The sequence below is a fragment of the Pseudomonas sp. BF-RE-25 genome, assembly GCF_019956105.1.
Taxonomy (GTDB): Bacteria; Pseudomonadota; Gammaproteobacteria; order Pseudomonadales; family Pseudomonadaceae; genus Aquipseudomonas; species Aquipseudomonas migulae.
Genome location: NZ_JAHBDB010000066.1, coordinates 169,542 through 183,927, shown reverse-complemented (window position 1 = coordinate 183,927; position 14,386 = coordinate 169,542). Strand labels below are relative to the sequence as shown.

The following is a 14,386-nucleotide window of genomic DNA, read 5'->3' as shown; positions in this document are numbered from 1 at the left end:
CGGCTTGCCGGCGATGGCTATCTCAAGGACGCCATCGCCGGCAAGCCGGCTCCTACAAGTACCTCCAGAGCAATGAATCGGGGGCGTCATAGCCTTTGGCTCAACGTGATGAGCTGTGGGTAGACGAGTTTCCAGACCGTAACAAACAGACCAGTCCTGAAATGCTGTAGGCAAAAACGCTGACTCATGAAGGCCACTGCGCGATTAGACTTCAAGGTTAAATTTTAGCTACAACCGAAAGTCCAAGACCCTGCAAAAATGCCGGAAACGCCCGGCATTCAAGGCCAGGGCCCGCCTCCTAAAGTTCGACCTCCTGAAAAACGAGGTCGTACTCAATGCCCAAGCCTTACCCTCATCGCCCGCACCGAATCGCGTTGGCGGTCGCCCTCACACTCGGCAGCATCGAGTTGTCCATGGCTCAGCAAGCGGAGCTCGATACCGTTATCGAAGCCCCCACCAAGAAGGCTCGTGCAACGCCTTGGCCTAAAAGAGATGACCTTCTGGCGATCAAGAATTTCATTGGCCCTATGTCGCATGCCGTCAACGCCGCTGCGCCTGAGCCGATAGAATCGTCCATTCCGGTGGTATCCGCACCACCGGCTCCAGAACCTGTGGATCTTTACGCAGACCTCTACGAGTTTCCCGAAACTCCCAACGATTCACGCTTACCAAACCTGCCCGAAAAAGTCGCAGAGCGCATCGCCGCTGAGCCGGTCATCAATGACCTGTTAGCGATCGGAGAATTGATCCCTGTTATGGATCAGCATGATCAGGCGCACGAGAGACCTGACTCCCCCTCCGAAACCGTGGACGAAGACTACTTCCCAACATTCGAGGATTTTTCAAAAGCCAACACTACCAAGCACACTACTGCGTCAGGACAGTACGCAAGCATTGACGGCGTCTCGCTGGAGCTGGGGGGTGAAGATGACCTGTTGATACTCAACAAGAGCGCCAGTTTTTCAGGGGAAATACAAGGCGGTGGCGGGGACAACGTCATACTCCTGGACTCACCCGCAGGCGGCATACTAGGCCAGACCCGTAACTTCCTTGGGTTGCGAGTTGCACAGGGTGCCTGGTCTTTGACCGGCACAGGTGACTTTGACGTAGGAGCAGAAGTGTTGAACGGTGCGAAGCTGTTCAACATGGGCAGTATCGCGGGGGATGTCGACGTTTCCGAGGGCGGCACCTACGGTGGGCACGGTGAAGTTCGCGACCTGTTCGTAGAGGGCACGTTAATGGTCACTGAGGCGCTGGGGGCGCCCCACGTCAAAGGAGAACTGACCCTCACGGAAGACGCCACACTGTCCTACAGGGTAACTGCCGTCGGTAAAATGCCGACCATTGTTGTCGACGATGTAGCAGAGCTTCAGAACGCCTCTCTGAATCTCGTCGCCCTGCCGGGCAGCTATTCCACCAGCAACGTATACACCCTGCTCCAAGCCAGCAAAGTGGACGGCAAGTTCGATCATGTCACCAGCAATCTGGCATACCTGACTCCAAAACTATTCCAGTCCGAAACAGAAGTGATGCTGCAATACGCTCGCAATGAATTGCCACTGGATTACTTCGCCCTCGACAACAACAGCGAGAACTTTGCCCTGAGTGTTGTGGAGCCTGCCGCCTCGGCAAATACCGCCATTGCCGCCCTGCTCGGTTCGACCGTGGATACTGCGGCCAATGCCCTCGATCAACTCTCTGGTTACAGCACCGCCAATCTCGCCAAGACAACGCTGAACAGCGACGCTCCGGTGAGCGCCAGCATGCTTTCGGCCATGCGTCAGTTGGATAACGCCTATAGCAAACCCGGCAGGCGAAGCAGCTCACCTCGTCTGGCTGCCGGTAGCGAAAACGAAGGCAGAGTCTGGCTGCAAGCGCTGGGGCACGGTGGAAAAGTGGATCGTGATTATGACGCTCTGCAACATTCCACCAAGGGTCTGGTAATAGGCGCAGATTGGAGAATTGATGAGGAATGGCACCTGGGTGTGATCGGCGGCAAATCCGACACTCGCCTGGATAGCCGCACACTCGATGGTCGCCTCGATAGCTGGCATTTGGGGGCCTATGCACTGCGCCAGAATGGACCGATGTCGCTTCGTATGGGGCTCTCCCATAGCAGCCACGATGGCAGCACTAAACGTCGAGTAGCCTTCAATGGATTCAGCGACAACCCCAAAGGTCAGTACGACGCCAATACGCAGCAAGCCTTTGCGGAAGTGGGTTACAACGTGGGTCGCGACGTCTATACCATCGAGCCGTTCGCCAGCCTCGGCTATCAACGCTATCAACGCGACAGCTATACGGAAAAAGGTGGGGACGCGACCCTGAAAGTCTTGGGACAAACGCGGAACAACGTCAACAGTACCTTCGGCCTGCGCGTGGCGAAGCTCAACACGCTGAACAACGGAATCAAGTTGACCCCACATTTGAGCGCTGGCTGGAAACATACCTATGGAGAGGTCTTAAGCCACACCCGGCAAAAACTGGCGACCGGAGGCACGCGTTTCACCGTGGAAGGTGCGCCGCTGGATCGCAACAGCGTGAAGCTCGATGCCGGGCTCGACCTGTCGCTTTCGGCGCGGCATACGCTGGGCGTTGGCGTCACCGGGGAGATCGGCACCGACAGCCGAAATCATGGCGTCACGGGCCAATGGCGAATGACCTTCTAACCCCCCACAAATCCCGGGCGAAAAAAAAGGGGAGCACATGCCCCCCCGAGGTTTAAAGCGTTGTATCGAGGCTGTTAACTCAGCCTTCGATCTCGATCAGGATTTCGCCCGGGTTGACCCGGTCGCCCTTGGCCACGTGGATGGCGGTGACTTTGCCGGCGATGGCCGCCTGCACTTCGGTTTCCATCTTCATCGCTTCGGTGATCAGCACGGCCTGGCCGGCTTTAACAACGTCGCCTTCCTTGACCAGCACGTCGACGATGTTGCCCGGCATGGTGGTGCTGACGTGGCCCGGCGCAGTGGCTTGTTTGCGCTTGCTGCTGCCGCCGCTGACGAATTCGTTGAGTGGTTCGAACACCACTTCTTCCGGCATGCCGTCGATGGACAGGTAGAAGTGACGCTTGCCTTCAGCCTTGACGCCGACACCCGTGATGTCGACGCGGTAGGTTTCGCCGTGGACGTCGATGACGAACTCGGTAGGCACGCCTTCGCCGCCGACAGAGGCTACGCCGCCCGCTTCCGGAATCGGCAACAGCACTTCCGGAGTGAGGGTGCCGGCAGCGCGTTCCTCGAGGAATTTGCGGCCGATGTCCGGGAACATCGCGTAGGTCAGCACGTCTTCTTCAGACTTGGCCACGGCGCCGATTTCGGCACGCAGCTTGGTCATTTCCGGCTTGAGCAGGTCAGCCGGACGAACGTCGATCACTTCTTCGCTGCCGATGGCCTGGCGACGCAGTTTTTCGTTTACGGTGCCTGGCGCCTTGCCGTAGCCGCCTTGCAGGTAGAGCTTCACTTCGTTGGTGATGGTCTTGTAGCGCTCACCGGCCAGCACGTTGAAGAATGCCTGGGTGCCAACGATCTGCGAGGTCGGGGTTACCAGCGGCGGGAAACCGAGGTCTTCACGAACGCGCGGGATTTCGGCCAGCACTTCGCTCATGCGGTTCAGAGCGCCCTGCTCTTTGAGCTGGTTGGCGAGGTTGGAGATCATGCCGCCCGGCACCTGGTTGACTTGCACGCGGGTGTCGACGGCGGTGAATTCGCTTTCGAACTGGTGGTACTTCTTGCGCACGGCGTAGAAGTACAGACCGATCTCTTGCAGCAATTCCAGGTTCAGGCCGGTGTCGAATTCGCTGCCTTTAAGGGCGGCGACCATCGACTCGGTGCCAGGGTGGCTGGTGCCCCAAGCGAAGCTGGAGATCGCGGTGTCGATGTGGTCGGCACCGTTTTCGATGGCCTTCATCTGGCACATCGCAGCCAGGCCAGCGGTGTCGTGCGAGTGAATGAACACTGGCAGCGACTGCTCGGCTTTCAGTGCCTTGACCAGTTCGCCTGTGGCATATGGGGTCAGCAGGCCGGCCATGTCCTTGATTGCCACCGAATCGCAACCCATGGCTTCCATTTGCTTGGCCTGGTTCACGAATGCCTCGATGGTGTGCACCGGGCTGGTGGTGTAGGCGATGGTGCCCTGGGCGTGTTTGCCGGCGGCTTTCACCGCTTCGATGGCCACGCGCAGGTTACGCACGTCGTTCATGGCGTCGAAGATACGGAACACGTCGATGCCGTTGACCGCCGCCTTGGCGACGAAGGCTTTGACCACGTCGTCACTGTAATGGCGGTAGCCCAGCAGGTTCTGGCCACGCAGCAGCATTTGCAAACGGGTGTTAGGCAACGCCGCGCGCAATTGGCGCAGACGCTCCCACGGGTCTTCTTTGAGGAAGCGTACGCAGGCGTCGAACGTCGCGCCGCCCCAGCATTCCAGCGACCAGTAGCCGACTTTGTCGAGCTTGTCGCAGATCGGCAGCATGTCTTCGGTGCGCATGCGGGTGGCGAGCAGCGATTGGTGGGCGTCGCGCAGGATTGTGTCGGTAACGTGGATTTGCTTGCTCATTGTTCTATTCCTCACAGGCCTGCGTGGGCGGCGATGGCGGCGGCGATGGCCAGGGCCAGCTCTTCGGGTTTGCGCTTGATCGAGTAATTGGTCAGTTCAGGGTGGCTTTCAACGAAGCTGGTATTGAACTGGCCGCTACGGAATTCCGGGTTACGCAGGATTTCCTGGTAGTACGCGGCGGTGGTCTTGACCCCTTGCAGACGCATGTCGTCGAGGGCGCGCAAGCCACGGTCCATTGCCTCTTCCCAGGTCAGCGCCCACACCACCAGTTTCAGACACATGGAGTCGTAGAACGGCGGAATGGTGTAGCCGGTGTAGATCGCCGTATCGGTACGCACGCCTGGACCGCCGGGGGCGTAGTAACGGGTGATCTTGCCGAAGCTCGGCAGGAAGTTGTTTTTCGGGTCTTCGGCGTTGATCCGGAATTGCAGCGCGAAACCGCGGTGCTGGATGTCTTCCTGTTTCACCGAAAGCGGCAGGCCGGACGCGATGCGGATCTGCTCACGCACGATGTCGATGCCGGTGATTTCTTCGGTGATGGTGTGTTCCACCTGCACCCGGGTGTTCATCTCCATGAAGTACACCTCGCCCTCGGCGAGCAGGAACTCCACGGTGCCGGCGTTCTCGTAACCCACTGCCTTGGCTGCGCGCACCGACAGATCGCCGATGTAGGCGCGCTGTTCCGGGGTCAGTTGCGGGCTCGGGGCGATTTCGATGAGCTTCTGGTTGCGACGCTGGATCGAGCAGTCACGCTCGAACAGGTGCACCACATTGCCAAAGCTGTCGCCGAGGATCTGCGCTTCGATGTGTTTCGGGTTGACGATGCATTTTTCCAGGAACACTTCCGCCGAACCGAAGGCCTTGGTGGCTTCGGAAATGACTCGAGGGAATGCTTGCTCAAGTTCTTCTCGGCTGTCGCAGCGACGGATACCACGGCCACCACCACCGGAAGTCGCCTTGAGCATCACCGGATATCCGATGCGGTCGCCTTCGACCAAGGCTTCGGCGATGTCCGCGACGTTGCCCTCGGTACCCGGGGTGACGGGTACACCAGCCTTGATCATGCTGCGACGGGCTTCAGTCTTGTCGCCCATGCGGCGAATCACTTCAGCCGATGGACCGATGAACTTGATGCCGCGTTCTGCGCAGATGTCTGCCAGCTCAGCGTTTTCCGAAAGGAAACCGTAGCCGGGATGCAACGCATCACAACCGGTTTCTACTGCCAGATTCACCAGCTTGCGCGCATTCAGGTAACCGGCCAGTGGCTCGGCACCGATGCTGTGGGCTTCATCCGCACGCTTCACATGCAAGGCATGGCGGTCGGCGTCGGAATAGATCGCAACCGAGCGAATGCCCATCTCGGCGCAGGCTCGCACGATTCGTACGGCAATCTCACCACGGTTGGCGATCAGGATCTTTGTTATCACTTGGAGTTTCCCTTGAGCCGGTGGTACCCACGACCTGCTAGACCAGGTCGACGCGTGACCAAATGTTTCAATTCAGTCGCAGACCCACACTATCCCCCGCAAGGGATTAACAAAAATGATTAATTATTGGGTCAGGCATAAGTAAAGACTTATAGTTGATGCATCAGCCTGCGGCGGGAGCTTTCAGATAATGCGTAAGTCATTGATGCGTATGACATTGCGTCAATTGCAGATCTTCAATGAGGTCTGTGATTTACGGTCTTACAGCCGTGCGGCGGACGAAATGTCGCTCACACAACCTGCCGTGAGCCTGCAGATTCGTCAACTTGAGGAGCTGATTGGTCAGCCTTTGTTCGATTACGTCGGCAAAAAACTCTACATGACCGAAGCGGCTGAAGCGCTTCAGCGGGCCAGCCGGGATATTTTCGGGCGCCTGGAAAACCTCGACATGCAGCTGTCGGACATGCAGGGATCACTGCAGGGGCAACTGAAACTGGCGGTGGAATCCAGCGCCAAGTATTTCGTGCCGCACCTGTTTGCCGCGTTCAAGCGCCAGCATCCGGAAGTGAACCTGCAACTGACGGTGGTCAACCGTGGGCAAGTGATCCGCCGTCTCTCCGACAACCGCGACGACCTGGTGATCATGTCCATGGTGCCGCAGGACATGGGGCTGGAGTTCCTGCCGTTCCTCAACAATCCAATCGTGGCCGTGGCGCCGCCGGATCATCCGCTGTGCCATATGGGACCGTTGCGCTTGCAGGACCTCGAACCCTACACGCTGCTATTGCGCGAGCCCGGCTCGGGTACGCGACTGGCGTGCGAAGAGTATTTCAAAGAGAAGCGCGTGCATTTCAACCAGACCCAAGAGGTCTCATCGGCTGAAGCCCAGCGTGAATGCGTGCTGGCGGGTCTGGGCGTCGCGCTGTTGACGCGCCACGCCCTGAACCTGGAGTTGGCGACCGGCGGACTGATCGAGTTACCGGTCGAAGAACTGCCACTGTTTCGCAGCTGGTGCCTGGTGCAGGCCAAGGCCAAACGGCTGTCGCCGGTGGCCCACGCATTCCTTGCGTTTATCCGCAGCGAACGGGTGCAGATCAGCGCCCTGGTTGAGCGTTTCGACGGGAAGTTGCGGGAGCTGCCTGCCAGTAGTTGAGTTCCAGCTCGGGAAAATCACCGATCTCGGCCAGCAACTGACGGCGTTCGCAGCGATCTTCGATAGCGCGGCGAAATTCCATGCGGCGCTGGTCTTCTTGCTGACGACGGGTTTTGACGGCGCTGTTGCGTTCTTCGTAGGGCTGGGCCATTTCGAGTCTCCCAAGGCGATTACGGGAGTTACAGGATGGGCGCGAGGGATGACGGTTTGGCGGCTTGTGCGTTACAGGCAGATGAAAGTTGTCATGTTTGAGGACGCCTTCGCGGGCAAGCCTCGCTCCTACAGGGTATGTGTAATTTGTAGGAGCGAGGCTTGCCCGCGAAGACGCCCTCAAGACGAATCAGTCGTCCAGGGCTTTCACCGATTTGGGCGACAACCGCAAGCTGCGCAGGCTGCGCTTGACGCTCTTGAGGTGGTTGACCAGGCTCGGCCCGCGCGCCATGGCCACGCCCATCGCCAACACATCGATAACCACCAAATGAGCGATGCGCGAGGTCAGCGGTGTATAGATTTCGGTGTCTTCATGCACGTCGATGGCCAGGTTGACGGTCGACAGCTCGGCCAACGGTGTCTGGCTCGGGCACAAGGTGATCAACGAGGCGCCGCTTTCACGCACCAGATTCGCGGTAATCAACAGATCCTTGGAACGCCCGGACTGGGAAATGCAGATCGCCACGTCAGTCGGCTTCAAGGTGACCGCCGACATCGCCTGCATGTGCGGGTCGGAATACGCGGCTGCCGTCAGCAGCAAACGGAAGAATTTGTGCTGGGCATCCGCCGCCACCGCACCTGACGCGCCAAAGCCATAAAACTCGACACGCTGGGCCTGGGACATCAGCGATACCGCTCGCTGCAACTCCACCGGGTCGAGCTTCTCGCGAACCTCCATCAGGGTGTGCAGTGTGGTGTCGAAAATCTTCAGGCTGTAGTCGGCGACCGAATCGTCTTCATGGATCGCGAACTGGCCGAAGCTCGCACCGGCGGCCAGGCTTTGCGCCAGCTTCAGTTTCAGATCCTGAAACCCGGAACAACCGATGGCGCGGCAGAACCGAACGATGGTCGGCTCGCTGATGCCCACGCTGTGGGCCAGGTCGGCCATGGAGCTGTGCATCACCGCCGCCGGGTCAAGCAGCACGTGGTCGGCGACCTTGAGCTCCGACTTGCGTAACAGGTGGCGTGACTGGGCGATGTGTTGCAGCAGATTCAAGGGGCTGGACTCTTTGTTATTGGCAGGCGCCGGGGATGTAGCAAGCTTGTAGTTATACTACATGAATCGGCTTTTTGCCTGCTCAATGCGCAACCGAATCCCTCGTTTTCAGGCGTGCGCGCTTCATGTAGCACTCATTATCAGAGCGGCAACGCAACCGAAGCACACCCTTAGGCTAACAACCCTCCCTGATCGACTCACTCAAAGTAGCAGGGCCTTAGTTGCTATAAGAGCAAAAAAACAAAACACTCAAACTTACAAATACAAATAACAACCCTCTTCCAAAAACAACTTCGCCTAGTTACCTTGATCGTGCAGGAAGCAATCAAACTTAATTAAAGGAGTCACACACTATGAGCATTAAAACCAAAGACTGGACCGCACAAATTGACCGTATGCCTGGCGCCGCTTCTTTTCGCGCCTTCGGCACCGTAACCGTTGCACACACAGGCATTACCCCTAAGCTGGTATTGACCGATCTTCAGGATAAATCCTTTGATCTGCGACTGGAGTTGATTCTTGAAAACTCCAACGAAATTTCGCTGCAAGTTGAAACAGACAAAGTTGTCGAATATAAATCGCTGGGCAACTCCAATGTTTCCGGCGTGAGCATTTTCTATAAAGGTGAAAAAATTCACCACATCGATAAAGTTCTGATTACAAACTAAGTCTATAAACACCTTCCCATCACTTTAGTGGCGGGAAGGTGTGATTGTGCGACACACCTTCAGTAGGCGGATTGCGCTCGCAGAAGGTCCGCCAACCCACCCGCTTCTATCGGGCGACTGATCAAATACCCCTGCACTTCATCGCAGCGCTCAGCCTGCAAAAACTCAAGCTGCTCCGACCGCTCCACGCCTTCAGCCACCACCTTCAACGACAACCCGTGGGCCATCGCAATGATCGCCCGGGTGATCGCCGCATCCACGCTCCCCTCCCCCAGGCCGCGAATGAATGCCTGATCGATCTTCACGTAATCCACCGGGATGCGCTTGAGGTAGCTCAGGGACGAATAGCCGGTGCCGAAATCGTCGATGGCCAGCTTCACCCCAAGATCACGCAGCTGCTGGAACGTCGCGATGATGTGCTCAACGCTGTCCAGCAACTGGCTTTCGGTAAGCTCCAGTTCGAGGTAGTGCGGTGCCAGGCCGGTTTCTTCCAATACCTGACGCACCAGACTGACCAGCTTGCCCTGGCGCAATTGATGCACCGACAAATTGACCGACACCCGAATCGGTTCCAGCCCCTGACGTTGCCATTCGCAGGCTTGCCAGCACGCCTGACGCAACACGAACTCACCGATCGGGCCGATCAGCCCGGTTTCCTCGGCCAGACCGATGAAGTCCGACGGCGGCACGCGGCCCATGGTCGGGTGGTCCCAGCGCACCAATGCCTCGGCGGCATTCAGCCGGCCTGTGGCGAGGCAAAGCTTGGGTTGGTAAAACACTTTCAGTTGTTTTTCTTCGATGGCTTTACGCAGATGGTTTTCCAGCTGCAAGCGCTCAAGCGTGCTGGCTTGCAGACTGTCGGTGTAGAACTGGAAATTGTTGCCGCCCAAGTGTTTGGCGTGTTGCATGGCCATGTTCGACTGACTCACCAGCGCGGAGATTTCCCGTGCGTTGTCCGGCAACATGCTGATGCCCATGGACGCGCTGACCACCAGCTCATGCCCCTCAACCGTCACCGGCAAACGCAGCTTGGCCGACAGGCGAGTCGCCACCCGCGCCAGGCTCGAAAGGTTGCCGTAAGCGTCGAACAGCACGGCGAACTCATCGCCGGACAATCGGGCGATGGTGTCTGCTTCCGGCAGTGCGTTGACCAGCCGCCGGGCCATTTTCTGCAACAGCTGATCGGCGATTTCATGGCCAAGGCTGTCGTTGAGCAACTTGAAGCGATCAAGGTTGATGTGCAACAACGCCAGACTGCGCCCGCCCTGGCGCACGCGCTGATGGGCTTCACGCAACCTTTCGCGGAACAACGAACGGTTGGCCAGGCCAGTCAGTTCATCGTAGTGAGTCAGGTAACGCATGCGCTCTTCGGATTCGCGACGCGCCGAGAGATCGGCGAAGAAGCCGACGATATGGCTGACATTTCCCCGCGTATCGCGCACGGCGTTCAATTGCAGCCATTGCGGATACAGCTCGCCGTTCTTGCGCGTTTCCACCAGCTCGCCCTGCCAACTGCCGTGTTGCTCCAGCGCCTGATGAATCGCCCCGTAGTGGCGACGGGCATCGCGACTGCACGGCAGTTCCACGACGCTGCGCCCGAGCATGTCGTCGATGTCGTAGCCCGTTAAGCGGCTGAACGCCTGGTTTACCGCGATAAGTGCGTAATTCGGATCGAAAATCATGATGCCTTCGCTGGCGGCCTCGAACACCGTCGCCGCCAGTTGCTGCTGCGCTTCCAGCATCTTGCTGGCACTGATGTCGCGGCGGGTGCCGACCATGCGGATCACCCGACCGCCGTCACTGCGCTCCACCGCTCGACCGCGGTCCTCGATCCAGACCCAATGACCATCGCCATGGCGCACGCGGTATTCGATCTGATAGTCCTCGCTGCGGCCCTTCAGATGCTCGACCAGTGCACGCCTCAGCGACGGCAAGTCCTCGGGATGCAGGCGCGGCTTGAGGTGACGCAGCATGGCCGTCACGAATTCCGGCTCCAGGCCAAACAACTCTTGAATATGGGTGTGATGGACTTCGTCGGTTTGCAGGTTCCAGTCCCACAGCCCCAGTTCACTGGCCTTCAAGGCCAGCGCCAGGCGCGCCTCGCTTTTGCTCAGGGCCTGGTTGGCAGCATCCAGCTCCAGGCTGCGCTGGGCGACGCGGCTTTCCAGACCAATCTGAATTTCTCGCAACTCGTCTTCGGCACGACGGCGCTGATCGATTTCTTTGGCAAGATCATGGTTCAACTGGTCGCTACGGCTCTGGGCCTGCTGCAAGTGCTCGATCAATGCCTGATTCTGGAAGCGGCGCAACAACCCGCGATCAATCAGCCGATTGACCTGCCAGGCGACCACGCTCAACGCCCCCAGCAAAATCAGGCCGAACCAGCCCCAGCCCTGCTCCTGCTCGTCACCGCCCCAGAACAGGTAGGCGATGGCCGGTAACAGACACGGCAAGGTGAAGGACAGGAATGCTGGCAGGCTGACGGCGTAAGCGACGCTGGCCGAGAGGGCTGCGGCGCCGATCAGGCCGAACACCCAGGCTTGCTGGATGAAATTGTCGGCGGGCACCAGGGCAATGCCGGCGCCGGCCAGGGTCAGGCCGGTCATGGCCGAACCGAGCAAAAACATGCGACGCCAGACCGGATGGGCCTGTCGGTTGGGAATGGCCGAATCGAAAGCGGCGACCTGAATCACCCGCAGCGCCACCAGCGACAACAGCCACACCAGCCAGACGCTGACCAGGAAGTAGCGCTGCGGACTCCAGAGCAATCCCGCACACACCAGGCCATTGATCAGCATGAACAGCGTCGGCAGCAGCGAGCCTTGATAAAGCAGGCGCGTGCGCTCGACCGCCATTTCCATGGCGTACTGTTTGCGGATAACCCGGGGCTCCACAGTGGGGCCCGACAGGTCGGAGCTGAGGGTCATAGGCAATGTTCTTGTTCTTATAATGATGAGCATGAGCCCGAAACGTGGACGGAGCATACACAAGCCAATGCCCTTACCAAACTGCTCCAGATCATAATTTCTGCAAAAGCCCGGAACCCTTTTACCCCCTGAAAACGCTGGAAGCGAGCCCCGTCAACGCCTGCAGCCAGTGACCGACCAGTCGTCCTTCGCGTATCTTTCATCAGCTAAAGCAAAGCGGGGTTTGCCCGGTGTGGCGCCGCCCCCTAGAATGCCCCGATGCGCGATGATCTCTCCCTTCTGCTGAACTCCCTCAACGATGCCCAACGCCAGGCCGTAGCTGCCTCCGTGGGTCGTCAGTTGGTCCTGGCCGGTGCTGGTTCCGGTAAAACCCGAGTGCTGGTGCACCGTATCGCCTGGTTGATCCAGGTCGAAAACGCCTCGCCCCACTCAATCCTGTCGGTGACCTTCACCAACAAGGCCGCTGCCGAGATGCGCCATCGCATCGAGCAGTTGATGGGTATTAACCCGGCCGGCATGTGGGTCGGCACTTTCCACGGCCTGGCGCACCGCTTGCTGCGGGCGCACTGGCAGGAAGCCGGCCTGAGCCAGACCTTCCAGATTCTCGACAGCGACGACCAGCAACGCCTGGTCAAACGCGTTATTCGCGAATTGGGTCTGGACGAGCAACGCTGGCCGGCCCGTCAGGCCCAGTGGTTCATCAACGGGCAGAAAGACGAAGGTCTGCGTCCGCAACACATTCAAGCCAGCGGCGACCTGTTCCTGGCGACCATGCGCAGCATTTATGAGGCCTACGAGGCCGCGTGCCTGCGCGCTGGCGTGATCGATTTCTCCGAATTGCTGCTGCGTGCCCTCGACCTGTGGCGCGATCACCCGGGTTTGCTGGCGCACTATCAGAAGCGCTTCCGGCACATTCTGGTGGACGAATTCCAGGACACCAACGCCGTGCAGTACGCCTGGCTGCGACTGTTGGCCAAGGGCGGCGACAGCCTGATGGTGGTAGGCGACGACGATCAGTCGATCTACGGCTGGCGCGGCGCGAAAATCGAGAACATCTATCAGTACTCCGACGATTTCCCGGACGCCGAAACCATTCGTCTGGAGCAGAACTACCGCTCCACTGCCGGTATCCTCAAGGCAGCCAACGCCCTGATCGCCAACAACACCGGGCGCATGGGCAAAGAGCTGTGGACCGACGGCGGCGAAGGCGAAGCGATCAATCTGTACGCGGCGTTCAACGAACACGATGAAGCGCGCTACGTGGTGGAAACCATCGAAAGCGCGCTGAAAACCGGCTTGGCTCGCAGCGATATCGCGATTTTGTACCGTTCCAACGCCCAATCCCGCGTTTTGGAAGAAGCCTTGCTGCGCGAGCGCATCCCGTACCGCATCTATGGCGGTCAGCGCTTCTTCGAGCGGGCTGAAATCAAAAACGCCATGGCTTACCTGCGCTTGCTGGAAGGTCGTGGCAACGATGCAGCACTGGAGCGGGTGATCAACGTTCCGGCGCGCGGCATCGGCGAGAAAACCGTTGAAGCGATTCGCGACCATGCGCGCCACAGTGATGTGTCGATGTGGGAAGCCATGCGCTTGCTGGTTGCCAATAAAGGCCTGACCGGTCGCGCAGCAGGTGCGCTTGGCGCGTTTATCGAGCTGATCGAGAACCTCGCCGCCAAGTGCATGGAAATGCCGCTGCACCTGATGACCCAGACCGTCATCGAGCAGTCCGGACTGATTGCCTATCACGAAGCGGAAAAAGGCGAAAAAGGCCAGGCTCGGGTAGAAAACCTTGAGGAGCTGGTCAGCGCAGCGCGCAACTTCGAGAACGCTGAAGAAGACGAGGACCTGACCCCACTGGCGGCGTTCCTCGGTCATGCGTCGCTGGAGGCGGGTGACACTCAGGCCGATGAGCACGAAGACAGCATTCAGCTGATGACGTTGCACAGCGCCAAAGGCCTGGAATTCCCTTACGTGTTCCTGGTGGGCATGGAAGAAGGCCTGTTCCCGCACAAGATGAGCCTGGAAGAGCCGGGTCGTCTTGAGGAAGAGCGCCGTTTGGCCTACGTCGGCATTACCCGGGCGATGCAGAACCTGGTGATGACCTATGCTGAAACCCGACGCCTGTATGGCAGCGAAACCTACAACAAGGTGTCGCGTTTCGTACGTGAAGTGCCGAAAGGCCTGATTCAGGAAGTGCGCCTGTCCAACAGTGTCAGTCGCCCGTTTGGCGGCGGCCAGCAGCAGAGTTCCAGCAGCCTGTTTGGCGGCAGCGAGATTCCCGACACCGGGTTCAGCCTCGGTCAGACCGTACGGCATTCGGTGTTTGGCGACGGCGTGATCCTGAACTTCGAAGGTGCCGGCGCGCAGGCCCGGGTGCAGGTGAACTTCAGCGAAGGCAGCAAGTGGCTGATGTTGGGTTACGCCAAACTGGAAGCGGTCTAAGGGCT

Annotated in this window: 9 protein-coding genes; 4 read left to right on the top strand and 5 right to left on the bottom strand. The window is 58.9% G+C overall.

Annotated elements, in window-relative coordinates:
- Positions 1–335: 335 nt before the first annotated feature.
- Positions 336–2,669 carry an autotransporter domain-containing protein gene (locus KGB24_RS25325; protein WP_223415550.1) on the top strand — a complete coding sequence of 778 codons (2,334 nt, stop codon included), beginning with the start codon at positions 336–338 and terminating at the stop codon, positions 2,667–2,669.
- Between the two features lie 79 nt (positions 2,670–2,748).
- On the opposite strand, the gene oadA is transcribed toward KGB24_RS25325, so the two are convergent.
- Both oadA and KGB24_RS25315 read right to left on the bottom strand, forming a co-directional pair.
- Entirely contained in the window at positions 2,749–4,557 is a 1,809-nt protein-coding gene (gene oadA / locus KGB24_RS25320) for a sodium-extruding oxaloacetate decarboxylase subunit alpha (protein ID WP_008030738.1), read from the bottom strand.
- 11 nt (positions 4,558–4,568) lie between these two features.
- Positions 4,569–5,984, bottom strand: a complete 1,416-nt coding sequence (locus KGB24_RS25315) for an acetyl-CoA carboxylase biotin carboxylase subunit (protein WP_008030739.1) — start codon at positions 5,982–5,984, stop codon at positions 4,569–4,571.
- 190 nt (positions 5,985–6,174) lie between these two features.
- On the opposite strand from KGB24_RS25315, the gene KGB24_RS25310 reads away from it, so the two are divergent.
- Positions 6,175–7,137, top strand: a complete 963-nt coding sequence (locus KGB24_RS25310; RefSeq protein WP_109626852.1) for a LysR family transcriptional regulator — start codon at positions 6,175–6,177, stop codon at positions 7,135–7,137.
- Here the strand turns inward: KGB24_RS25310 and KGB24_RS25305 are convergent.
- Positions 7,079–7,288 (bottom strand): PA3496 family putative envelope integrity protein, encoded by a 210-nt coding sequence (locus KGB24_RS25305; protein ID WP_008030742.1) that lies wholly within the window; start codon positions 7,286–7,288, stop codon positions 7,079–7,081. The genes KGB24_RS25310 and KGB24_RS25305 overlap by 59 nt on opposite strands.
- Positions 7,289–7,477: 189 nt before the next feature.
- Positions 7,478–8,344 carry a transcriptional regulator HexR gene (hexR, locus tag KGB24_RS25300; RefSeq protein ID WP_008027445.1) on the bottom strand — a complete coding sequence of 289 codons (867 nt, stop codon included), beginning with the start codon at positions 8,342–8,344 and terminating at the stop codon, positions 7,478–7,480.
- A gap of 353 nt (positions 8,345–8,697) precedes the next feature.
- Here hexR and KGB24_RS25295 point away from each other — a divergent pair, with 353 nt between their 5' ends.
- Positions 8,698–9,012 carry a hypothetical protein gene (locus KGB24_RS25295; protein ID WP_223415549.1) on the top strand — a complete coding sequence of 105 codons (315 nt, stop codon included), beginning with the start codon at positions 8,698–8,700 and terminating at the stop codon, positions 9,010–9,012.
- A 59-nt stretch (positions 9,013–9,071) separates the two neighbouring features.
- On the opposite strand, the gene KGB24_RS25290 is transcribed toward KGB24_RS25295, so the two are convergent.
- Entirely contained in the window at positions 9,072–11,939 is a 2,868-nt protein-coding gene (locus tag KGB24_RS25290) for an EAL domain-containing protein (protein ID WP_223415548.1), read from the bottom strand.
- Between the two features lie 258 nt (positions 11,940–12,197).
- Here KGB24_RS25290 and uvrD point away from each other — a divergent pair, with 258 nt between their 5' ends.
- On the top strand, positions 12,198–14,381 hold the full coding sequence (gene uvrD, locus KGB24_RS25285; protein WP_223415547.1) for a DNA helicase II: 2,184 nt from the start codon (positions 12,198–12,200) through the stop codon (positions 14,379–14,381).
- Positions 14,382–14,386: the final 5 nt, after the last annotated feature.

Excerpts from the sequence above, each read along its gene's own strand:
- KGB24_RS25325 (WP_223415550.1), top strand. The coding sequence starts at position 336 with ATGCCCAAGCCTTACCCTCATCGCCCGCACCGAATCGCGTTGGCGGTC.
- oadA (WP_008030738.1), bottom strand. The coding sequence starts at position 4,557 with ATGAGCAAGCAAATCCACGTTACCGACACAATCCTGCGCGACGCCCAC.
- KGB24_RS25310 (WP_109626852.1), top strand. The coding sequence starts at position 6,175 with ATGCGTAAGTCATTGATGCGTATGACATTGCGTCAATTGCAGATCTTC.
- KGB24_RS25305 (WP_008030742.1), bottom strand. The coding sequence starts at position 7,288 with ATGGCCCAGCCCTACGAAGAACGCAACAGCGCCGTCAAAACCCGTCGT.
- KGB24_RS25295 (WP_223415549.1), top strand. The coding sequence starts at position 8,698 with ATGAGCATTAAAACCAAAGACTGGACCGCACAAATTGACCGTATGCCT.
- KGB24_RS25290 (WP_223415548.1), bottom strand. The coding sequence starts at position 11,939 with ATGACCCTCAGCTCCGACCTGTCGGGCCCCACTGTGGAGCCCCGGGTT.
- uvrD (WP_223415547.1), top strand. The coding sequence starts at position 12,198 with ATGCGCGATGATCTCTCCCTTCTGCTGAACTCCCTCAACGATGCCCAA.